General features: G+C 56.2%; 18 protein-coding genes and 1 pseudogene. 14 read left to right on the forward strand and 5 right to left on the reverse strand.

The annotated features are described in order from the left end of the window. Positions 1 to 151: 151 nt before the first annotated feature. The 3 genes from WM40_RS15785 to WM40_RS15795 form a co-directional block, all read right to left on the reverse strand. Entirely contained in the window at positions 152 to 1,408 is a 1,257-nt protein-coding gene (locus WM40_RS15785; protein WP_081765123.1) for a lactonase family protein, read from the reverse strand. 94 nt (positions 1,409 to 1,502) lie between these two features. Continuing rightward, a complete protein-coding gene (locus tag WM40_RS15790) occupies positions 1,503 to 1,766 on the reverse strand; it encodes a hypothetical protein (RefSeq protein ID WP_024905095.1) in 264 nt (87 codons plus the stop codon). 284 nt (positions 1,767 to 2,050) lie between these two features. Continuing rightward, entirely contained in the window at positions 2,051 to 2,926 is an 876-nt protein-coding gene (locus WM40_RS15795) for a GntR family transcriptional regulator (RefSeq protein WP_157685819.1), read from the reverse strand. A 451-nt stretch (positions 2,927 to 3,377) separates the two neighbouring features. Here WM40_RS15795 and WM40_RS15800 point away from each other — a divergent pair, with 451 nt between their 5' ends. From WM40_RS15800 to WM40_RS15820, 5 genes are read left to right on the forward strand one after another with little or no spacing between them, the layout of a single operon-like run. After that, positions 3,378 to 4,280: an ABC transporter permease gene (locus tag WM40_RS15800; RefSeq protein WP_024905097.1), complete on the forward strand. Its 903-nt coding sequence runs from the start codon at positions 3,378 to 3,380 to the stop codon at positions 4,278 to 4,280. Further along, on the forward strand, positions 4,280 to 5,050 hold the full coding sequence (locus tag WM40_RS15805) for an ABC transporter permease (protein WP_024905098.1): 771 nt from the start codon (positions 4,280 to 4,282) through the stop codon (positions 5,048 to 5,050). The genes WM40_RS15800 and WM40_RS15805 overlap by 1 nt, the downstream gene beginning before the upstream one ends. Positions 5,051 to 5,094: 44 nt before the next feature. Further along, on the forward strand, positions 5,095 to 6,168 hold the full coding sequence (locus tag WM40_RS15810) for an ABC transporter substrate-binding protein (protein WP_024905099.1): 1,074 nt from the start codon (positions 5,095 to 5,097) through the stop codon (positions 6,166 to 6,168). A gap of 1 nt (position 6,169) precedes the next feature. After that, on the forward strand, positions 6,170 to 6,970 hold the full coding sequence (locus WM40_RS15815; protein WP_024905100.1) for an ABC transporter ATP-binding protein: 801 nt from the start codon (positions 6,170 to 6,172) through the stop codon (positions 6,968 to 6,970). Between the two features lie 42 nt (positions 6,971 to 7,012). Next, on the forward strand, positions 7,013 to 8,458 hold the full coding sequence (locus WM40_RS15820) for an MmgE/PrpD family protein (protein ID WP_081765124.1): 1,446 nt from the start codon (positions 7,013 to 7,015) through the stop codon (positions 8,456 to 8,458). 200 nt (positions 8,459 to 8,658) lie between these two features. Here the strand turns inward: WM40_RS15820 and WM40_RS15825 are convergent, their stop codons facing one another. After that, positions 8,659 to 9,573, reverse strand: coding sequence for a LysR family transcriptional regulator (locus WM40_RS15825; RefSeq protein ID WP_024905102.1), 915 nt, complete (start codon positions 9,571 to 9,573; stop codon positions 8,659 to 8,661). Positions 9,574 to 9,689: 116 nt separating this feature from the next. Between WM40_RS15825 and gltP the strand changes: the two genes are divergently transcribed. Next, on the forward strand, positions 9,690 to 11,015 hold the full coding sequence (gltP, locus tag WM40_RS15830) for a glutamate/aspartate:proton symporter GltP (protein ID WP_046153322.1): 1,326 nt from the start codon (positions 9,690 to 9,692) through the stop codon (positions 11,013 to 11,015). A gap of 55 nt (positions 11,016 to 11,070) precedes the next feature. Further along, on the forward strand, positions 11,071 to 12,345 hold the full coding sequence (locus WM40_RS15835; RefSeq protein WP_024905104.1) for an aminotransferase class V-fold PLP-dependent enzyme: 1,275 nt from the start codon (positions 11,071 to 11,073) through the stop codon (positions 12,343 to 12,345). Between the two features lie 112 nt (positions 12,346 to 12,457). On the opposite strand, the gene WM40_RS15840 is transcribed toward WM40_RS15835, so the two are convergent. Further along, positions 12,458 to 13,549, reverse strand: coding sequence for an F-box protein (locus tag WM40_RS15840; protein WP_046153323.1), 1,092 nt, complete (start codon positions 13,547 to 13,549; stop codon positions 12,458 to 12,460). A gap of 626 nt (positions 13,550 to 14,175) precedes the next feature. Here WM40_RS15840 and WM40_RS15850 point away from each other — a divergent pair. From WM40_RS15850 to WM40_RS15880, 7 genes and pseudogenes are all read left to right on the forward strand, one after another. Then, positions 14,176 to 15,204 (forward strand): F-box protein, encoded by a 1,029-nt coding sequence (locus WM40_RS15850; RefSeq protein ID WP_157685820.1) that lies wholly within the window; start codon positions 14,176 to 14,178, stop codon positions 15,202 to 15,204. 261 nt (positions 15,205 to 15,465) lie between these two features. After that, a complete protein-coding gene (locus WM40_RS30190) occupies positions 15,466 to 15,999 on the forward strand; it encodes an F-box protein (RefSeq protein WP_157685821.1) in 534 nt (177 codons plus the stop codon). 92 nt (positions 16,000 to 16,091) lie between these two features. Next, positions 16,092 to 16,493 carry a hypothetical protein gene (locus WM40_RS15860; protein WP_157685822.1) on the forward strand — a complete coding sequence of 134 codons (402 nt, stop codon included), beginning with the start codon at positions 16,092 to 16,094 and terminating at the stop codon, positions 16,491 to 16,493. 235 nt (positions 16,494 to 16,728) lie between these two features. Beyond that, positions 16,729 to 17,757, forward strand: a complete 1,029-nt coding sequence (locus WM40_RS15865) for an F-box protein (RefSeq protein WP_157685823.1) — start codon at positions 16,729 to 16,731, stop codon at positions 17,755 to 17,757. A 348-nt stretch (positions 17,758 to 18,105) separates the two neighbouring features. Next, a pseudogene (locus WM40_RS15870) lies at positions 18,106 to 19,053 on the forward strand (ABC transporter substrate-binding protein); the annotation flags it as partial. Between the two features lie 134 nt (positions 19,054 to 19,187). After that, positions 19,188 to 19,985 carry an ABC transporter ATP-binding protein gene (locus tag WM40_RS15875; RefSeq protein WP_046153329.1) on the forward strand — a complete coding sequence of 266 codons (798 nt, stop codon included), beginning with the start codon at positions 19,188 to 19,190 and terminating at the stop codon, positions 19,983 to 19,985. Positions 19,986 to 20,059: 74 nt separating this feature from the next. Beyond that, positions 20,060 to 20,920 carry an ABC transporter permease gene (locus WM40_RS15880; RefSeq protein WP_024905113.1) on the forward strand — a complete coding sequence of 287 codons (861 nt, stop codon included), beginning with the start codon at positions 20,060 to 20,062 and terminating at the stop codon, positions 20,918 to 20,920. Positions 20,921 to 20,940 lie beyond the last annotated feature (20 nt).

Below are 20,940 nucleotides of genomic sequence, written 5' to 3' on the forward strand. Positions count from 1 at the left end.
TCGATGGTATCGCTACCATCTCGAAATGTCGTTGGGGGCTTTCCCTGATCGGGCGCGGTTCACGGAAGAATCGGCGTGGTCGTGAGGGCGTTCAAATTACGTCGTAGCGGGCGATCGGTGCCGGTGCCCGCATTGCCACACGCCCAGCCTGTTACCGCGGCGCGAGGATCTCGATCCAGTTTGCGCCGCGTCCGCCTGGCACTTGCGCCACGCGCTGCAATGCGCCGTCTTCCACGTTGATACGGTAAACACTCACCAATTGTGAGCGTTCTCCGCAGGCCACGAGGAAACGACCTTGCGGATCGATACGAAATCCACGGGGCTGCGTCTCGGTATGCGCGGAATGGAAGTAATCAATGGCCGGTTCGGCCGTATCGTTCCCCATCGCATGCGCATCGGCGCGGTGACGATAGCCAATCAATTGGCTTGTCGTGCGTTCCGATGTGTACACGAAGCGTCCATCCGGCGACACGTGGATATCGGCGGCCCATACGTCGCCTTCGCGGGAGGTATCGGGCACCGGTGCGAATGTATGCGCCCGCGTCTGTTCTACATGGTGATCCTCTGGCGGCAGGCACGTTGCCGGACGCGCCGGCCCCTTACTCGCATATTTGGCAGGTCCACGCGCCGCCCCAGGATGAAGGTGTGAAATCGCGTCGGGTATCGGCGCAACCTGAACGTCGCCGAGCGCACCGCTATCGGGGTTACGCGAAACAGTCGCCAGTGTGCCTTGCAGTTCGCTCAATACCAAGAGACGTGTTTCAGACGCACTTAATCGCAGATGCCGTGGGCCGAAGCCTGCCGGTAGGGTGACAGTAGGGCCCGCTTCCAGGGTTAGCGTGGGATAGGTCTGCAATGCGAATGCATGAATGGCGTCATCACCTAGCGCGGCGATATAGAGGTCTCGACCATTCGCGGAAAACACGGCCGAATGCGCGTGGCCGATGTCGCCGACGACCTGTACCGGATCACCATGACCATTGACGATATCGGTCACCCGATAAAGCACGATGGCATGTTGATGATAGGAGGCGCCGACCAGATAGTGTCCCGACGGGTCCACGGTAAGGTAGGCAAGCGGATGCGCGATGGGCGTATGGTGCAGCAATGAGAAGGGTTCGGCCGCGTCGACGCCCGCAAAGACTGCAATGCCCGCGCCACCGGCCTTTGGCCCCTTTGTGACCGCGAACACGTAGCGTCCGTCGGGACTGGGTGCCAATGCCGAGACGGCATCGCCCGTTTCCAGGCTGGCCCTCGCCGTCAACGCACCCGTCTCACGATCCATCCGATAGACTCCGATCGCACCATCGAGTGCGTTCGAGACCAGCACATAATAAGGCTGGCCGCCCATAGGAGACGCAATGTCGATGGCGGCTGTAGCGGGGGAATCAGGGGCGGAATGGATCATTGCGTAATGGGTCGTTGAGGCCAAAATAGACGCGGTATGACCCTAATCTACACCCAAACCTCGCCCCTGTCCCTCCCGCGCCTATGTGCGGCAATTACCAGCCGCGGTGGTAATCGCGCCATTCTTCGCGACGCCATTGCTCATGGCGCCAAGCGCGTTCTTCATGCCAGCGGCGTGCCCGCCAATCGTCATTGTAGTAGCCGTAGCGGACCGGTACGGGAGCGGCATACACAGGCGCCGGCGCTGCGTACACGGGAACGCCCACGCCAATCGCCACATCCACGTGTGCCGACGCGGCGGTGGATGCTGCCAGCACGCCGAGACCCAGCACCGTGCCGATGATTGCCTTCTTGTTCATGCTTTTTCTCCTGTGATTCCGTGCCGCGCTGTCGGCAGTATTCACACTGCTTTTTCGCGTGGCGATGATCGGAAGCCGTCCTGGCGTGTCGCATCGCGGAGAGATCGCTGCTTGACGTCACACCATCTGGTTTCGATGTGAAGCCAGTGTAGAGCGGCACTTCCGTCACAGGTGCTACGGCATTGCGAGATGAGTAACCTTACGTAACGTTCCTGAATGAGTGGCTGGTGCCAAGTCAGTGCGGATATGTCATACGGTTTGGCGCATGAAGTGATTCGGGTACTTCACCGATGCCGCGAACGGTCGTCACTTTGGATGACCTGGTAATCGATGTGGTACTCGGCGCGATAGCACGATTCACCACAGATGATCGGTTCACCGTCTTGATCGTGCAGCGTGTAGTCACGAATCAGAAGCGCGCTTCCCAATGCCACGTCAAGATGACTCGCGGTGATCGCATCGGCGACTTTAGCGCGAATTTTTCCAAGAACCTGACGGACCGGTCTGCCAAGTTCCTCGAGCATCTGATGGATCGAATGCGTGTGCAGCATGTCGACTGTCATCGATCGACCGATCGCCAACGGAATGACGCGTATTTCAAGGCTGGTCCGCTGTTCCTCGACTAAACGCAATCGACGTAATTCGAACACCTTTTCTACTGGTGACCGGCGAAGGGCCGCGCCATACGCCTCTCCCATCGCGCGCATCGTGAATCCGAGCAACTCATAGTCGACCCGACCGTTTTCGCTTGCCAGCGTGTCTTCGAAGGAGGTGACCTGCGTCAAATGCAACGGGGCACTAATCGAGCGAATCGAAACGAAGCTGCCACTGCCTGGTCGCCGGATAATCAACCCTTCATAAGCGAGTTGCTGCACCGCTCTGGCCACGGTTGCGCGAGCCGCCTGAAACTGATCGCATAAATCCGACTCGGTGGGAATCTGATCCCCCTCGCGCAAGCGGCCGCTGGCGATTTCATTCCGGATGAACTGTTGGATGCGCGCATACAACGGCTGACGTCCGCCGGAGTTATCGGAAGACGGTGCAATCAGCCTGACGGGCGCAGGGCGATTGTCTGAGACATCCAATGCACCAGGCCCCAGCCCCGCGTCGCTGGCGGCATGGGGATCCGGAGGAAAAGGGTGCGAATCGGAGGTTGTCATTAAATGATCAATCAAACAGACAATATTTTCGGTCGCTGCCGCGCTTAGATCACCTTGCCGAAAGGCGATTGCCGCGGCATCCAAATAAGTCGACTATGCTATTTTTCAATCAGATAGGTCAATGCATTATCAATAATAATGCAGCACTATGCCGGACAGTAATAAGTTCCGTCAATCGCGCATTTTTTTCGAGATGATATGACGTAATATGCAACATCATCTATTCGACTAGCCAGTACCGAACATTGAATGATCGTGGCATCACGATGGATGCGCACGTTATTTTTGCGGCAATGTGGCGCGATTACCTGTTCCGCTAGCGTGTAATCGACGTGGAGCGATCGGGATTGCGGTATTGTTGACCGAGCTTGCGTAGGTGCATGTAGCATCGACGGGCGATGAATTGCTTACGTCCCAGCGGTGGGATTGCAAGAGAGGAAAGAATTCCGGAATGACCGAGCGCGCAACGAAGTCGCATCATCCCAAGGGACGACTCGTCCCATCTCGCACTGGTGGCGATCGCACCGTTGCCGACAACATGGCCCCCGAGGGGGAAACACGCGCTTGCGCAGTGCCGAGATCCCCACGCGGTCGCCCGTCGGCGTCGCGGATGCCCGCGGCACTTGGCGCTGCTTCCGTCGTATCGGGATTGTTCGTATGGGAAGCAGTTGCCCGGACGCAATCCGCCGTCTTGCTGGCATCCCCGATGGCGACGTTGCACAAACTAGCGGCCACGATTGGCGACGGTTCGCTTCCGGCCGCGCTGTGGGCCTCGATGGGGCATATGGCGCTAGGGTACTTGATCGCCGTGCTCATCGCGGTGCCTGTGGGATTGGCGATGGGCCGATCGCGCACCGTGCATGCGTTGTTGGATCCGGTCGTCACGCTGATCTATGCAGTGCCCAGCGTCGCGTGGGCACCGTTCATCATGATCTGGTACGGGCTGTTTTTTAAGGCACGTGTCGCATTGGTCGTCATCATGTGCGTTTTCGACATGATCATCGTCGTGGATGCCGGGGCGCGAGACGTCAGTCCTCGGCTGCTCGATGTGGGGCGCGCCTACGGTGCGCGACGGTGGCAATTGATCCAACTGGTGTTGTTGCCCGCATGCCTGCCTTTCTTGTTGACCGCGTTGCGGATTGGTGCGATTCGTGCGGTCAATGCGATGATCACCGCTGAGTTGTTTCTGGCGACGGTCAACCTCGGCGGTATTATGAAGCAGGCTTCTGCCCGCTTCGACAGCGCTGGCGTTCTCTCTGTATTGGTCGTGCTGGCGTTGCTTGGACTGGTGGTCCAGGAAGGATTGCTATTGATCGAGCGGCGTGCGTGCCGCTGGCTTTCGCGGAGTGCATGATGGGTGTGACGCGCATTCCGTCGTGGATATTGAATACGCTGGGCATTTTGTTGGTATGCCTGTTGTGGCAGGCTGCCGGTGCCGGACTTGGTGATGCCCTGCTGGCCACGCCAAGCCAGGTGCTTGGTACGTTGCTGCACGATACCCTGCGTGATGGCACGTTTTGGCGCGGTCTTGGCGAGATGGTCTGGCAGATGCTGATCGGCTATGTACTGTCCGTCGTCATCGGCATTCCATTGGGGATTGCAATGGGCCGGATCCACGTCGTTCGCGCCGTCGTCAAACCGTGGGCCGCCATGTTCGTGGTCACCTCCGCGGCCGCCCTGGTGCCGTTGTTCATCGTGATGCTGGGTCGCGGTCTGTTGATGACGACAGCGATCGTATTCGTGGTGACGGTCTGGTATGTCGTCCTGACGATGTCGGAGGCGGCCCGATCCGTATCCCCAAAATCCATTGATGTCGCCCGCGCCTACGGGGCGACCCGGTTGCAGGTGTTTCGCTACATCTTGTTGCCGGCACTCCATCCGCATACGATGATTGCTATGCGCATCGGCCTGACGCACGCACTGCGCGCGATGGTGACGGCGGAAATGTTTATCAGCACCGGTTTTGGCAAACTGCTGAACGATGCCGGGCTGGACTTGACCACGGCGCCGTTGTTCGCGCTGATTGTTGTTTTGATGGTGTGCAGTGCGGCCGCCACCCGTCTGCTGAAAGCGCTCGCTGATTGGAGCGCACCGTGGTACGCGGCGGCGCGGCGGAAGCGTTGAAGGGCGGCAGAAGTTCACAATTATGCTACGGGAGGAAGTGTGCGATGTTCGATTCGATAAGTCGTCGGCAGATATTGCGTTTGGGTGTGGGCGGTGTCGGGAGTGTGGTTGCCTCGGTGGCGGGGTTGTCCGCCGGCCTGGGGGTCAGTCCGCGTGCGTTCGCCGCGGATGGGCGCGTGCTGAAGATCAGCACGCTGGCGGCGTGCTCCGCGGTCAACGTTCCCATGCAGTCGGCCTTCCGTACGCTGCTTCCCGAGACGGCCGGCTATGCGGTGCCCGATGTCCAGTTCACCGCGAAGATTCCGCAGATCGTGCAGCAAGTGATCGCGGGTACTTCCGACCTGGGTGATGGTGATATCGCTTCGACCTTGGCGGCTGCTGAAGCGGGCGCCGATATCAAGATCATCGGCCTCTCGTACAATAACTGCTCTCAGGTGGTCGTGGTCAACCAGTCGAAGGTAAAGAGTCTGGAAGCCATCGCCGAGAACGGTGGCACGATCGCGGTCAGTGGTATCGGCGACTTCATGCAGGTCATGCTGCTGGGCGCGCTGGAGAGGCGCAAGATCGATGCGAAAAAAATCAACTTCATCGAGATGGGCAGTTCCGGCGATCGTGCGCGCGCGTTGCTCGCCGGGCGGGTTGATGCGGTGCCGATGCAATTGGAGCAGGCTGCTGAGCTGCAGAAAAAAGACGCAAACTTTGTCATTCTGGTAAAGCCATGGGAAGAGTTTGGTAATTGGTACAGCGCCGTGCTGATGGCAACGTCAGCGTGGCTGAAGAAACCGGAAAACCAACGCGCCGCTGTGGACGTCATCAAGGCTGGCCTGACCGCTTTCCGCAAAACCGATGCGGACTTCGCGTGGTATCAGGCCGAGACGGCGAAATATGCTTCATCGAAAGATCTGAAGACGGCTGACGAGGCGACGTTGAAGCCGGTATGGACGACGCTGACCACCACGATGAATGCATTTCCTAGAAACATGGAAACGCTCACCGCCGACCAGGTTGCGAAAGTGATTCCTTATTACAAGTCGGCCGGCGCACTGCGCGGCACGGTTGCTTTACACAAAGTGATCGATCGTACTTATCTCGACCGTGCGTTAAAGGAGCTGGGTTGATATGGCGCAGCTGACCGTCTCCAGCATCTCCAAGGCCTACAACGGTAACCCGGTACTGGTATCGCAGTCTTTGGAGGCGGCAAGCGGTGAGTTTGTCGCGTTGCTCGGGCCGTCCGGCTGTGGCAAGTCGACGATGCTTCAGATCATCAATGGTCTGGTGCGGTCGGACAGTGGCCGCGTGGTGCTGAACGGTGAAGACATCACAGGGAAGACGGGAACCGGGCGCGGCATGGTGTTCCAGGGCGCCGAGTTGCTGCCATGGCGCTCGGTCATCGACAACGTTGCTTTCGGCCTTGAAATAGCGGGCGTGGGGAAGGCCGAACGGCGCGAACGCGCGGCGGAGTATCTACGACTGGTCGGCTTGGCGGGATATGAAGAAGCCTGGCCGCATGAGTTGTCCGGTGGTCAGCAGCAACGTGTGGGCATCGCCCGCGCGTTCTGCATTCAGCCGACGTTGCTATTGATGGACGAGCCATTCGGCGCGCTGGATGTGCAGACCCGGGACGGGTTGCAGGAAGAATTGATGCGGATTTGGGAGGCGGAGCCCAAGACAGTCCTTTTCGTGACTCATGGCATTGAGGAGGCGCTCTATCTGGCGGATCGCATCCTGGTCTATAGCCAACGTCCGGCGCGCGTGCTGCGGGAAATCATTATGCCGTTTGCGCGCCCTCGGCGCGGCGATGTGAAGCTGGACCCGTCGTTCCTCGCGTTGCGCAAGGAAATTGCGGATCTCCTACGCGAGGATGCAAGCGCTGAACGGCGCGCCGCGCCGGATGCGGTCATCCATGACGGGACGCATTGATGGCGCTCGCCAATAAGAAACACCAGTTTGAAGGATAGTGCAATGCCGACAGATCAACAGGCCCCGGTGCCCTACCGGATGCCGGAAGCGCCGGGCCGAACCTTGGCGAAGACGCTCAGTGCATTGTGCTTCGAGGACTTGCCACCGGAGGTCGTCGAGACCGTCAAGGCGTTTACCCTCGATACGCTCGGGGTAATCGGCGGCGCCGCGAAGGCGCCCGGCATGCGGGCGCTGATCGGGGCGCTGACCGCGTGGGAAACCGATGGCATTGCAACACTTTTGTTGGATGGCCGCAAAGTGAATCCCGTCAGCGCGGCAATGGCGAACGGTGCAGCGGCGCATAGCCTCGATTTTGATGATCAGCACGATCCCGCGCGTATTCATGCATTTTGCGTCGTCTTGCCGGCCGTGTTGGCGGCGGTGGAGGCGGACGCCGTCGATACGTCTCGAACGACGTCGCCAATCGATGGGAAGCGTCTTCTGGCGGCGCTGGCCATTGGCGTCGAGCTGTTTTGCCGCCTGGGCCTGACGTGCTACAACTCGCTGGGCAAGGGTTGGCATCCCACTACCGCACTTGGCACGATCGCGTCCGCGGCAGCCTGCGCCTATCTGTTCGGCCTTGATGAGGTAAAGATGCTGGACGCACTTGGGTTGGGTTTTACGCAATTGAGCGGCACGACGCAATTCATCGCCGATGGCGCGCTGGCAAAGCGGATGGGGCCGGGTTTCGCCGCGCGCTCCGGGGTGCTGGCGGCGCATCTGGCACGGAATGGATTGACGGGTCCGGCACGCTTTCTGGAAGGCAACGCAGGGTTGTTCAAGCTGTACGAACGTGACGAGATACGCCCGGAGATTCTCTTCGAGGACTTGGGGCGGCAGTGGCATTTGCGCGATCTCAGCATGAAACCTTATCCTTGTTGCCGTTGCACGCATACGGTGATCCAGTTGGCGTTGGACTGTCGCGCCGACGGATTGACGCCAGACCAGATTGTCAGCGGCGAAATCGAATTGGGCCGTGTCAATCGACAGATTGTTGGTGCGCGTTTCGACAATACGCATCCGAATCCCGTTGTGCATGCACAGTTCAATGCCGCCTACACGTTCGCCGCCGCCTTGGTGGACGGGGTGGTATCGATCGAGACTTTCTTGCCGGAGCGCATCCGGGCGGCTGATCTTGCCTGGGGCGCGCGCTTTACCGCGGTGGAAAGCGCGACGATCGAGCCGACGGATATTGCGCCGGCGGCAGTACGCTTGACGTTGCACGATGGACGCATCATCGAGAAGCGTCGCGAGACAATCAAAGGCGCACCGAACGACCCAATGAGCGAAGCCGAGGTAGTGGATAAGTTTCGACGTTGCATGCGTTACGGGCTTGAGTCCAATGATGCGTCCTTGACGACATTGCAGCGCGTCATCGTGGATCTCGAAAAGGAGCCCGATGCCATGGCGTTACTCGATGCCTTTGCCGCGTGTCGTGTAAGTAGTTGAATGCGATCCGTTAAATCTTCGCCCGAAGACATCTAGCGGCGTGTTCAAACTGGCGAGGAGCGGCAATAAGGATGTATCGAGGCGGGGCGTACGCTTGCGGTCCCACCTCGGATATCCTCGCGCGTCATCGTGCTGGCGTTCTCTCGGGTTGATCACACTTAGGCCGACAGCAACAAAGGGTGAATGGCGGTTCCTTCAGTCTATCCGTGTCGGCCCGGATCGAGCAGGTTTAAGCTGAAATCGCAGCACTGCGCAGCGAGCCGGGCGATTTCAGCATTCAGTGAGTACGGCTGTTCCGCGCGATGCATCGCGACGTATGAAACAGGTGGCAGCGCCGGTCGTGTTTGAATAAGGCCGAGAGCGCCGCGTGTGACCATGTGGTTCAGGCACGCCTTCGGCAGGTAGCTGATGCCAAGGCCTGAGAGTGTCAGCCCGATCTGCGCGACCAGACTATTGCTTGCAAGAATGCGTTGCATGTTGACCCCGTGCTCTTGCAGGAAGCGACTATAAATAAAGCCCGTTCCCGATAGGCCACCCTGTAGTATCAGCGGATACTGCGCAATCTCGGCGAGCGGAAGAGCGTCCTGCTTCGGCGCCAGCGCCGGCGCACACATCCACGCGTTCTCCACTTCGCCTACCTGCGTCGTGACGAAGGACTCGTTGCTATGGATTTGTGGTACGACGATGATATCGATCGTGTCGGCCGCGAGCCGGTCGCGCAGCGTCGCGTTCAAATCCACCTCCGCTTCGACCACCACCTTCGGATAAGCCGCCTGGATCGCGCCGATCAGCCGGGGCAGCCAAGTCAATGCGGTCAGTTCCGTCACGCCCATGCGGACCTGGCGCACCAGCGCCTCCTTTGAGCTGATTCGCTCGACAATCTGGTCGCGCCGATCGAGCAGTTCCTTGGCGTACGCGAAGAACTCCTCGCCTTTCTGCGTCAACCTCGCGCTACGGTGCGCGCGATCGAATAGCGTCAGGTCGAAGGCGCGTTCGAGTTCCTGAATCCGCTTCGAAACAGCCGACTGCGTGGTGTGGAGTCGGCTCGATGCCGCTTCGAACGAACCGAGTTGAACGATCCAGTAAAGTGCTTCCATCTGCTTGAACGTCAGCATCGCACGATTCTTTTCATGAATTAAAGCGATAGTTTCTCATACAAAAAAATCGCTTTTATTACTTATTTCGGTTGCTTAAGGTTCCTCCATTGACCCGCCCCCAATCTGGAGAGAGCATGGATACCGTCATTGAAAGCCCGCCTGGCAACCCTATCGAGCGCACCCCCCGTGTCGGACTCGCATGGCAGATACTGATCGGTCTCGTCATCGGCGTCGCCACGGGACTGGTGTTGAATCACTTTCCGCAAGCACGGGACGCAACTATTTCTGGTCTGTTGCAGCCCGCCGGCGACGTCTTCATCAAGCTGATCAAGATGATCGTGGTGCCGATCGTATTCACGAGCATGGTGGTCGGGATCGCCGGTGTCGGAGACGGCAAATCGTTCGGGCGCATTGGCTTGAAGACACTTGTGTACTTTGAGGTGATCACGACGATCGCCATCCTGCTCGGGCTTATTCTCGGTAACGTGCTACACCCCGGTGTCGGCACCGACATGTCGCAGCTCGGTCACGCCGACATTTCGCGCTATCAGCAGGCAACGCAGCAGGTGCAGGGTCATCATGGCCTGATGACCCTCGTGCTTGGCGTGATTCCAGACAACATCTTCGCTTCGATGGCTAAAGGCGACCTGCTGCCGGTGATCTTCTTTTCGGTGCTATTCGGCCTTGGTTTGCAATCGGTCCCTGAAGAATTCCGCAAGCCGGTGATCGCCATGCTCAAGGGCATTGCGGACGCCATGTTCAAGGTGACGAATATGGTGATGTATTACGCGCCGATAGGCGTGTGCGCGCTGATTGCGGTGACCGTTGCGAGTTTCGGCTTCGGTTCATTGTTGCCGTTGCTCAAGCTGGTGGCCGTCACGTATCTTGCGATCGCGCTGTTTGCGCTTGTCGTGCTCGGCATCACTGCACGGCTGTTCGGCTTTCGTATCTTTACGTTGCTGCGGATTATCAAGGACGAACTGATTATTGCGTTTTCAACCTGCAGTTCGGCCACCGTGCTGCCGCAGCTGATGAAAAAGGTGGAAGACTATGGTGTGCCGAAGAGCATCACGACCTTCGTCGTGCCAACCGGATACACGTTCAATCTTGACGGCGCATCGATCTATCTCGGCATCGGCACGCTGTTCGTCGCACAGCTGTATGGCATTCATCTTGGCTGGCAGGAACAGATGGCCCTCGTATTGACGATGGTCGTGACGTCCAAGGGCGCGGCAGGCGTGCCAGGCTTCATGTTTGTGATTCTTCTCGCGACGCTTGCAAGCGCGGGGCTGCCGCTCGAAGGGCTCGCGTTTATCGCTGGCGTGGACCGCGTGATGGACATGGGACGTACCGCGCTGAATGTGGTGGGAAACGCGCTGGCGCCGCTCGTCATCGCGAGATGGGAGCGCCAGTACGACGCGGAGAAGGGCAAAGCGTATCTCGCATCGCTTGACGCATGAGCGAGTACAGTTCGCGGCACGATAAACATTGCGCAGAAAGATCAGGAGCAATCAGATGAGCAGTAGCCAAGGTGAGTTCTTTTCCACGTTGTTGATGCGCGAGATAAAGATGCGTTTCCACCACGTCGACCACGACATCGACGGGCGCGAGCGACTTTTCTTCGACAACGCAGGTGGTTCGTTCCGCCTTAAGGCAGCCGTCGACGCGTTCGCGCGGATCGATGCGCTGCCCGATTGCCCGGAGCGCATTCATGCGCGCGCACGCCATCTTCAGGACGTTCAGGCGCGCGGCGAGGCTGACATCCGCACGATCCTCAACGCGAAGGACGGCAGCATCTACCCATCGTTGACCGCGTCGGGCGCGATGTTCGACATGGTCCGCGCGATCATGGAGAACGTGCCGGGCACCAACGCTGTTACCACGATTCTCGAACATCCGTCTTCTTTCGACGCGATGACCTACTACGCGCAACGCACGGGTAAGTCGTTGCGGGTCGCGCCCAGTAATCCGGAGACGGGCGGGGTGGACGTGGAGGCCATTCTGTCGTTGATCGATGCGGACACGGCGTTGCTCAGCGTCATGTACGCGTCGAATATTTCCGGCGCCAAGTTCGACATTGCGACGCTCGTCGAGCGGGCGCGTAAGAAGAAGCCTGGGCTCTTCATCATCGTGGATGCGGTCCAGCACGCACCACACGGTGTTATCGACCTGCAGAAGACGCCGGTCGACGGCATCAATTTCGCGCCCTACAAGTTCTTCGGATGTCGCGGCTCCGGTATCTCGTGGCTGTCACCGCGTGTGGCCGCGCTGCCGCATCACCGCCTTGATGCAAAGCAGGAAGGCGTGTGGGAACTCGGTAGTCCGGCGCCCGCGCAGTTCGCGGTCGTGACCGAAATCGTCGAGTACGTGACGTGGATTGGCCGTCAGTTCAGCAATGCCGATACGCACCGCGCGCTTTTCGTGGAAGGGATGACGCGCATCGAGCTGCATGAGCGCGCGCTCCTGGCAGCGTTGCTTGATGGTCACGATGGGCGGCGCGGTTTGAGGCGACTCGATGGCGTGGAGGTATTCTGGGATTACGCCGATCTTACGAAGCGTGACCTGATCCTGGGTATCGGTTTCGTGAATCTGAGTCCGACCGATGCGGTTCGAGAGTACGAGAAGCGCGGCGTGATCGTCTACGAGCGGATTGCCTCGAGTCTATACTCCGGCCGTATGCTGAAGTCCTTCAATCTGGCAGGCGCGGTGCGGATCTCACCACTGCACTGTCATTCGCCGGACGACGTCGAACGCTTTCTTGCGATTACGGAAGAACTAACGACACGCTGAAAATGCGGTTGGGCTCTCGCAACCGGGACCAGCAGGGATAAGCGCCATTCGAGATTCTGCTGACATTGATGTGGCTGAGCAACGCATCAAGCGACGTAAGCAATAAACGCCATCATTGCCCGTTCCAGAAATCGAGGGCTGCCTTGCACTTTGTCCAAATCGTGGGCGTCACCGTTGTCGCGGGCGTCACCATTGGCCTGTCCCCGAAGTCGACGCGAGAGCCATTGCGAGCAATCGATTGCTTTTCCGCCAGGATAACGAAAGCGGTATCACCCGGACGCCACCGCTCACATAGCTCGTCGAATGCCAGTCCAGGCTTGGGCCCGAGGTAGACATAAATCTCGCCTGCAATACGCAAATCGATAAGGTTCCACTGTGTTTCGTTCGTGACGCCGAAACGGCGACACATCGTTTCTCGCACCCACTCACCTGTAGGTTTCACATTGTCCGGATGATGGAAAAACAGCGCAACGGCCACGCGTGAAGCCAGCCCGGCGGAGATCGATTCCATCGTTCCTTGATAACGTTGCACGAATAATTGCGCGGCTGTATCCACCATTATGGGAGACTTGCTGGCCATCAACGACTCCAGCATTTCCGGCCAGAACGCCTCGTTTGTTTGTTTCAGTATCGCGTCGTGATGGTCCGTCTCAGATCCTAGTTTCGCTGTTGTTTGCCACCGTACTACCACAAGGTCCATCAAGGCAAGCGCGTCAAATAAGGATTCGGGGGGGAGTTTCATTTGCGCTATAGCCGTAGCAACGGCTTGCTTGAGGCCATTGAGGCTATGGTCGTAGTAGCACCATATCGCAATATTGGCAGTCGTCTCCGTTAAATCGCGAAACAGCCCCGGATGCAGTTTTGTCATGGGTACCGCCATGATGCTTTCGAATGCCTGCGCGAACAGGACATCCGGGGGGGACCCGAACCGAGTACGTTCGATCTTTATGAGCGACTCGAAGCATGATTTATGCGTTGGCTGCAAAAGGGTATGGAAATGTTTGCAGGTTAAGCCGAGGTTAACGATCGAACTGGCAGTAAGCGAGGTGACGGACTGGAGAACAAGCTCGCGCGGCAACGTCTGGATCGCGCTATCACTGTGGTTGGTCGCATCCTGTGCGTGGGGTGACGTGGCCTTGTCGTTGCTATCCGACGAATAGAAATAGGGTGATATGTTGCTTAGGGCATTGGTAAATACATACATCGCGGCGTCTCCCTGATATGTGTTATGAAGTTTTTTGTATTTTACTAATTTCAGTAAATAGTACTTAATATTTACCTAAATTAATAAAGTACATTGAATGAAATGGTGTCTACACCTCCTCGCTACGTTACTTCGCTGACATACGAGAAAATTGAGTAACCCGCCTGCTAATGGGGTTCTGATTGGTTGCGATGACGTGTAGTGCGAAACGAAGCAAATAGGTCTTGTTGATATTTCTTATCTTTGGAAAATAGATTCGTTATCTCCTACGGAATAGCAGGTGCCGATGATAGATTCATCGAATGGGCGCATTGACGCGTTTGCTGATCCGGAATGAACGATTGTTCACCTGTGAAGTACGGACGCAAAGGTGGTGATTACCTATCGTGGCGGTTCCTGACGATTACCTGATATCCCGACCATAGGTTGCGTCGTTGGCATTCGTTGGGATTTCCTCGGTGCATGGAATTAACAATGCATTGTGCGGCGGCTGCATGCGTCGTCGACAAAGTGTTTTCATGTGAATGTAGGCAGTAACCTTTCCACTGTTGCATGGCTGCGGCGGAACCTCGTTGGTCAAAAGGTTACCAAGGTAAATGCGAACACATTTATACGGAAAAATGCTCATGAACATTTCACCTGGTACAGCAGGGTATCCCACAGATATGTCGATTAGTGGCGACGCCGCATCTAGCGAGACGTTGCCGGTTTGCATGATGAATGACGATCAGAATGCGTTGCGGAAATTACCTGATGAGCTTATCCTCGCCGCCGCCAATGTTCTTCCCGCGCGTGCAATTTTCAATCTTGGACTAACAAACAAGTACTTGCACGCCTTGTTGCTCCCGGTGTTTCATACGAGTTTCCAGGCTATCGAAAATATTGACAAGATTCGCACCGATATCGTCTCTTTAAATACCTGGCGTCAGGCGATGAGCAGCCTTGACGCGGTCAGCATCGAGGCGCAAAAACCTGCCTTGCTTAGAGACGTTGCATTGGCATATTCGAACCTAACGGTAGATCGCGTAGATCCCGTAAATCGCGGTATCAGTCCCAACTCCGATTCCGATGAATCAGATACTCTCATTTTTGAGCGTGCGCTCGAGGCGCAAAAAGAACAGATACCGTTGCCTCCAAAATCAGTGTCCGATGCACTTGCCTTGGTTGACTTGCAAGTTGCCGGATATGTCATGCTGAAATCGCTCCAAGTCTCCAAAACGGGGCCCGTCGAATTGTTGCTGTTATCTAACAAGGCGTTTTGGCCGGCAATGCTGGAATCGTGGCTAGACGACGTTCCTGCACATGCACTCAAAAACGTCATCGCGTGCTTTGCCGAGGGGTATGATGGTCCAGTTGTCGAGATATCCAGCCGACTCGCGGGAGAAGTAGCGGTCGCGCAGTTTTTCGTCAGTGACGCGCTGGCCACGCAGCCGTTCATAGTGAAGCGGACTGGGCCAGAAGTTCTGGCATTGATGCATAAGCGCTTTAACGTAAGTACTGAGGCGCAGTGGGATGCGATTGATGAACGGATAGCGACAGAACTGCGAAACCGCTATCCACTCACCGAAAGTGCTGCTTTTCAGGAAGAATGTCGCCGGTGGCGTGAAGACGTGGGCTTTCTGACGTTGGCGAAAAATGGTGCTACCAGCGTTTGACGGCTAAAGCCGATAGCAGATCCGTGAGCAGCGTGATCACCTTATTTCCGGCCTGGCCTGTTTTGCCGTAAGCATATTGTTGCGCTGCACATTTCTTCCTGTTGCGTGTGTGCCGCGCGGGCCAATGTATGGCTGGCTAATACCCAATATTTGATATAAAAACGATTCGTATTTTAGTACTGCGATTCGTAATCTGAAAAACGTATGCATTATTAAAGTTACTCAGTTCGCTCATTGGTTAAACTTTGAGAGAAATCTGAGATGGAAATTCGAGGTAACGAAGCGGTTTGTCATCATGTTGCGTCATTTTGCGGTGGCGATGCAATTGTAGAATCCGAACATATCGTTCTTCCCGGCACGTATGCGGATAGTTTTTCAAGGCTGCCCATCGATCTTATTGTCGCGATTGTCAATGTACTCCCTGCTCATGCGCTTGTTAGCCTTGCATTAACAAGCAAGCGTTTCTCATCAGTGTTATTACTTACTTTTCCGGCGAGCTTTCAGGCAGTAGCGGCAGTAGAGAAAGTCAGGGTCGGCTCGATCACAGGTATGTCTTTTTTTGAAGCACTGGATGACATACAGGCTGTCTCGGTAAATGCGCAAAAACCGGTGTTGCTTCGGAAATTTGCCGTGAGCTGGGCGGCGCTCCCTCGGGATTTACTCATTGGAATGGGTTTATCCGATCTTCACGACGCCTTCAAGGAAAAATTATTCTTTAATACGCTCCGAACGGAAGAGTGTGCAATAACATATCCCCCGCAGTCAATGTCTGAAACGCTTTTATTGTCGATTTGATTGTCGCCAATTATGTTGGTGTCAAAACTTTCGAACATTGTCGGATATGGCCTACAGAGTTATTAAGTATAACTAATATAGATCAGTGGCCAATGATACTTGACTCACTGCTGCTGGATGTGCCAGCGCAAGCGCTTAGCAGGGAAATCGAGAGATTTACTGAGAAAGATTATGCGCCGGGAACCGAGATATCTGATCGATTGGCCACCGAGGCAGTGGTTAAGCTGTTTTTCGTCAGTTCATTTCATACTTTTTTGCATACCATAGGAAAACCGGGAAGGCAGGATGTGCAGTTAAGGATGGAACGCCAATTCGGCCGGAGAACCGAAGCGCAGTGGAACGCGATCGAGGATCGCATGGTGTTGGAATTATCTGCGCGCTACGGGCATGTCGACCTTTGGTTTCTAAAGGAAGAGTGCAGCCGGTGGCGAGATGGCGAAGTATTTCTGACACGGGTGCAAAATGCGGGCATCGTCTCAAAATCTGATTCTTGATTTTGAAGCCCCGTCGATCAAGGGTCACTCTACATTTCGGTTACATCGTACTAACCAGCGTCAGGGGCGGCTGGTTGCTGGAACGTTGCCGTAACGTGTGCCATTGAGATATAGAGCATTGGCGGCGAAAAGCGCAGTTTCGTACTGTTCCACAACGACTCGTACACCGAAAATACAGAGGCAAGATATCGGTTACCTACTCTGTTCGCTATACAAACTTTGAGGAAAAGATAAAATGGAAATTCGCAATAATGCATTGAGATCTATTCTTCCAGAATCAATCTGTGGCGGCAATCCAGAGACAGCGTCTGGAGATGCTGGTCATTTTCCGGAATATTCGTATAATTTTCGAAGATTGCCAGACGACCTTATCTTGATGGTCGCGAATGTTCTTCCTGCCCGGGCAATACTCAATCTGGTATTTACAAACAAACATGTCTCGTCTTTGTTGCCATTGACGTTTCAACGGAGCTTTCAGGCCATCGCGGCAATCGAAAAAGTAAAAGCCGGTGCGGTCACGGTTACGTCGTTTTTAAATACATTGGCGAGCATTCAGGCCATCCAAATCGATGCGCAGAAGCCGGCCCTGCTTCGAGATTTTTCATTGAGCTGGGCGGCTCTCTCCCCGCATCAATTTGCATCAGCCGAGATACCGGACCATAGTGGCACTTTCGAGGAACGAGCGTTTTGCAAGGCATTGAGGGAGGTACAGCTCGCGATAACACTACCGCCTCAATCGTTATCTGACACGCTTGCGTCGATTGATATCAGTGTCGCTTGTTATGTCGGGTTGAGTTCTTTCGCGGTATGCAACTTATGGCCTATCAATCTCATGTATGCCACCGACAAAGCCGCATGGCCGGTCATGCTTGAGTCGTTGTTGATGAGCCTGCCCGCGCATTCGTTGAAAAGCGAAATCAGAGAACTGGCGGAAGAATACGATGGAATCGTGACGGAGATATCAGACAAATTAGCCGAGGAGCTTGCTATTGCCCTGTTTTTCGTCAACCCATTTCTTGCCTCGATGAATGAAAGAAATTTGCCATCGGGATCTGACGTCAGAAGGAAGCTCAGGCACCAGTTTGGTGTAAGAACCGAAGCACAATGGGTGGCGATCGATAATCGGATGGCATTGGAAGTGCAGGAACGCTGCTCTCGATATGCGGGCTCTCTTCGGTTCGAAGAAAGCAACCGGTGGCGTGCCGGATCGGAATTTTACGCGCTGGTGCAAAATTCTGACGTCGCTGAACGGTCCATATTGTAGGTTTAACAACACGACATTCACGGATGGCTGGCCATCGTTGCTGGTCCGTGGTAACCCGCATCAGGAATACCCGTATCGATTTCCGCTTTTGTGTTGCCGCGATGAAAGCATGGGGAAGGATTCGTCCCCCTACAATGCATCTCGTCGATGTTGTCTCAGACTGCCATGCCGACATTACCTGCTGATTGGGTAAGCAATACGGCGTAACGGCACGGAAGGGATCGCAGAACGGCATGATCCAAAAAAAAGCGGAGACATCACATGCGAGTTGGCAATCGCGGGATTCGTTCGGTCTTGGGCGCCGTCGGTGTCACAATGTGCTGCGTGCTTGGCATGACGGTGCCATCAGCGCAGGCGGCGGACAGTGGCAAAGTGACCATCATGGTCGGCGGTATTACCAAGCTCATTTACTTGCCTGCGCGATTGACGCAGGAATTGGGTTACTTCAAGGACGAAGGGCTGGACGTCGAATTGCTGTCACAGCCGGCCGGTGTTGATGCGGAAAACGAACTGCTTGCAGGCGCTGTCCATGCTGTCGTCGGCTTCTACGATCACGCTATCGATTTGCAATCCAAGGGCAAGGAAGTCACTGCGATCGTTGTTTTCGGTCAGGTGCCGGGGGAGGCTGAACTTGTATCGACCAAAGCGTCGGAGACCATCAAGTCCATGGCGGACGTCAAAGGCAAGACCCTGGGCGTAACCGGCCTGGGTTCCTCGACGAGTTTTCTGACGCAATATCTTGCTGGTCAACACGGGATCACCTCGTCTCAATACACGATGCTGTCAGTAGGTGCCGATGCCAGCTTTATCGCGGCGATCAAGCAAAAGCGCATTGATGCCGGCATGACGACCGAGCCAACCATTTCCGCGCTACTTGCAACCGGAGAAGCAAAGGTACTCGTTGACATGCGTACTGTCGAGAGCACGAAAGCGGCGCTCGGCGGCACCTATCCGGGATCGAGTCTCTATGTTCAGGCTTCCTGGTTGAAAGAACATAAGGAGCAGGCGACGAAACTGGCGCGTGCTTTCGTGCGCACGTTGCAGTTTATCCAGACGCATAGCGCGGAAGAAATCGCGGCCAAGATGCCCGCCGATTATCAGAAGAACAAGGCTTTGTACGTGAGCGCCTTGAAGGGAACGCTGCCCATGTTTTCCCCCGACGGCAAGATGCCAGCCGATGGTCCCGCCACGGTGCTGAAGGTTCTGGCGGCTTTCAGTCCCTCCGTGAAAGGCAAACATATCGACCTGTCGCGCACCTACACAAATGCTTATGTCGACGCGGTAAAAATCAAGTGATCTGATCGGCATGCACACCGTTGCTTGATCGGTTTTCAATACCGGCTCCCCGGTAATGTCGACAATCCAATGCCGTTATCCAGCCTGCCGCACGCATCGTCCAAGCATGGCAGGCATTGTCCTGGGCTTCGCAAATGAACCAACCTCTCGCTTCGCGCACGTCGGCCATCGAGTTCGAGTCCGTGTCGTGCCAATTCATCTCCCCCGATGGCAAGGCCACCGTTGCATTGCGCGATTTCAGTATGTCTGTCGCGCAAGGCGAGTTTGTGGCGATCGTCGGCCCGACAGGCTGCGGCAAGTCGACAACGCTCGGGATGATCACCGGCTTGCTGAACCCGACTTCTGGAAAGGTTCGGGTGATGGGGCAACCGGTCAATGGTATCGATCCGCGTATTGGTTTCGTTTTTCAGGCTGACGCGGTGTTCCCGTGGCGCAACGTCATCGATAACGTTGCGGCTGGCCCGATGTTTCGGGGTCGCTCTAAAGCAACGGCTTATGAAGAGGCGAGGATTTGGTTGCATAAGGTGGGTCTTGACAAGTTCGAGAAACACTATCCGCACCAGTTGTCCGGCGGAATGCGCAAACGGGTGGCGCTTGCGCAAACCTTCATCAACAAGCCGGAAATCCTGTTGATGGATGAGCCGTTTTCTGCGCTCGACATGCAGACGCGGACGTTGATGCAGGATGAACTGCTGCAATTGTGGTCGGCAAGCGCGGGGTGTGTGGTGTTCGTCACGCACGATCTGGAGGAAGCTATCGCGCTGGCCGATCGAGTCCTTGTCTTAACGGCGCGGCCAGCAACATTGAAGCGCATTTATGAGATAGATTTGCCGCGTCCGCGTGTTACATCCGAGATTCGATATGAACAGCGGTTCATCGATATTTCACGCGATATCTGGCGTGATCTGAGGGAGGAAGTGCATATCGCCTGATCCTTTTGGACGGGTCTGGTTTGCATGCTCACGCTATATCTGTATTGACGATTTTTCTATTCCGGAGCGCCAACATGGCCGCACACGAAGCCGCTTTTTCACTTAACGAGACTACGCCGTCCGCGAATGACGCCGAACGCGATGCGCGTCGGCGACGCCAGCAACGGCATGCATTGATCATCTTCTTGCGCCTCCTCGTCCTGGTCGTCTGGCTTGGGGGCTGGGAGTTATGCGGACGGATGAATTGGATCGACCCGTTCTTTTTCTCCATGCCCTCGTTGATCTTTGAACAGATTGTCGATTGGTTCCAGAACGGCACTTCGCAGGGGCCTTTGTTGGTGCAGGTCTGGGTTACCCTGGAGGAGACGGTGCTGGGCTTTTTGATAGGTGCCGTGGGCGGGGTGATCTGTGGTGTGGTGTTGGGGCGCAATAAATTATTGTCGGATGTCTTCAGTGTCTACATCAAGGTGGCCAACTCTATTCCGCGAGTAGTGCTGGGTTCCGTTTTCGTGATCGCCCTCGGTCTGGGGATGGCGTCGAAAGTGGCGCTGGCGGTGGTCATGGTGTTCTTTGTTGTTTTCGGCAACGCGTTCCAGGGCGTTCGGGAAGCAGATCGGTATATGATCGCGAATGCACAGATCCTCGGTGCATCGCGGCGGCAACTGACAACGGCGGTCGTGATTCCGTCGGCGTTGTCGTGGATCCTTGCGAGCTTGCACGTCAGTTTCGGTTTTGCGTTGGTCGGCGCCGTGGTCGGGGAGTTTTTGGGATCGAAACAGGGCATTGGGCTGTTGATCTCGACGGCGCAGGGCGCTTTTAACTCCAGCGGGGTGTTTGCCGCGATGATCGTGCTGGCCGTGGTGGCCTTGGCGACGGATTACCTGATCACCGCGCTTGAGCGGCGGTTGTTGAAGTGGCGGCCTGCGGCCGTGTGATACCGCGCCAACGGCGCCCG

This window comes from Robbsia andropogonis (assembly GCF_000970345.1).
Classification (GTDB): Bacteria; Pseudomonadota; Gammaproteobacteria; order Burkholderiales; family Burkholderiaceae; genus Robbsia; species Robbsia andropogonis.

Excerpts from the sequence above, each read along its gene's own strand:
- WM40_RS15790 (WP_024905095.1), bottom strand. The coding sequence starts at position 1,766 with ATGAACAAGAAGGCAATCATCGGCACGGTGCTGGGTCTCGGCGTGCTG.
- WM40_RS15840 (WP_046153323.1), bottom strand. The coding sequence starts at position 13,549 with ATGTATGTATTTACCAATGCCCTAAGCAACATATCACCCTATTTCTAT.
- WM40_RS15825 (WP_024905102.1), bottom strand. The coding sequence starts at position 9,573 with ATGCTGACGTTCAAGCAGATGGAAGCACTTTACTGGATCGTTCAACTC.
- WM40_RS15810 (WP_024905099.1), top strand. The coding sequence starts at position 5,095 with ATGTTCGATTCGATAAGTCGTCGGCAGATATTGCGTTTGGGTGTGGGC.
- WM40_RS15865 (WP_157685823.1), top strand. The coding sequence starts at position 16,729 with ATGGAAATTCGCAATAATGCATTGAGATCTATTCTTCCAGAATCAATC.
- WM40_RS15800 (WP_024905097.1), top strand. The coding sequence starts at position 3,378 with ATGACCGAGCGCGCAACGAAGTCGCATCATCCCAAGGGACGACTCGTC.
- WM40_RS15835 (WP_024905104.1), top strand. The coding sequence starts at position 11,071 with ATGAGCAGTAGCCAAGGTGAGTTCTTTTCCACGTTGTTGATGCGCGAG.
- WM40_RS15850 (WP_157685820.1), top strand. The coding sequence starts at position 14,176 with ATGAACATTTCACCTGGTACAGCAGGGTATCCCACAGATATGTCGATT.
- WM40_RS15875 (WP_046153329.1), top strand. The coding sequence starts at position 19,188 with ATGAACCAACCTCTCGCTTCGCGCACGTCGGCCATCGAGTTCGAGTCC.
- WM40_RS15880 (WP_024905113.1), top strand. The coding sequence starts at position 20,060 with ATGGCCGCACACGAAGCCGCTTTTTCACTTAACGAGACTACGCCGTCC.
- gltP (WP_046153322.1), top strand. The coding sequence starts at position 9,690 with ATGGATACCGTCATTGAAAGCCCGCCTGGCAACCCTATCGAGCGCACC.
- WM40_RS30190 (WP_157685821.1), top strand. The coding sequence starts at position 15,466 with ATGGAAATTCGAGGTAACGAAGCGGTTTGTCATCATGTTGCGTCATTT.
- WM40_RS15820 (WP_081765124.1), top strand. The coding sequence starts at position 7,013 with ATGCCGACAGATCAACAGGCCCCGGTGCCCTACCGGATGCCGGAAGCG.
- WM40_RS15815 (WP_024905100.1), top strand. The coding sequence starts at position 6,170 with ATGGCGCAGCTGACCGTCTCCAGCATCTCCAAGGCCTACAACGGTAAC.
- WM40_RS15860 (WP_157685822.1), top strand. The coding sequence starts at position 16,092 with ATGATACTTGACTCACTGCTGCTGGATGTGCCAGCGCAAGCGCTTAGC.
- WM40_RS15785 (WP_081765123.1), bottom strand. The coding sequence starts at position 1,408 with ATGATCCATTCCGCCCCTGATTCCCCCGCTACAGCCGCCATCGACATT.
- WM40_RS15805 (WP_024905098.1), top strand. The coding sequence starts at position 4,280 with ATGGGTGTGACGCGCATTCCGTCGTGGATATTGAATACGCTGGGCATT.
- WM40_RS15795 (WP_157685819.1), bottom strand. The coding sequence starts at position 2,926 with ATGACAACCTCCGATTCGCACCCTTTTCCTCCGGATCCCCATGCCGCC.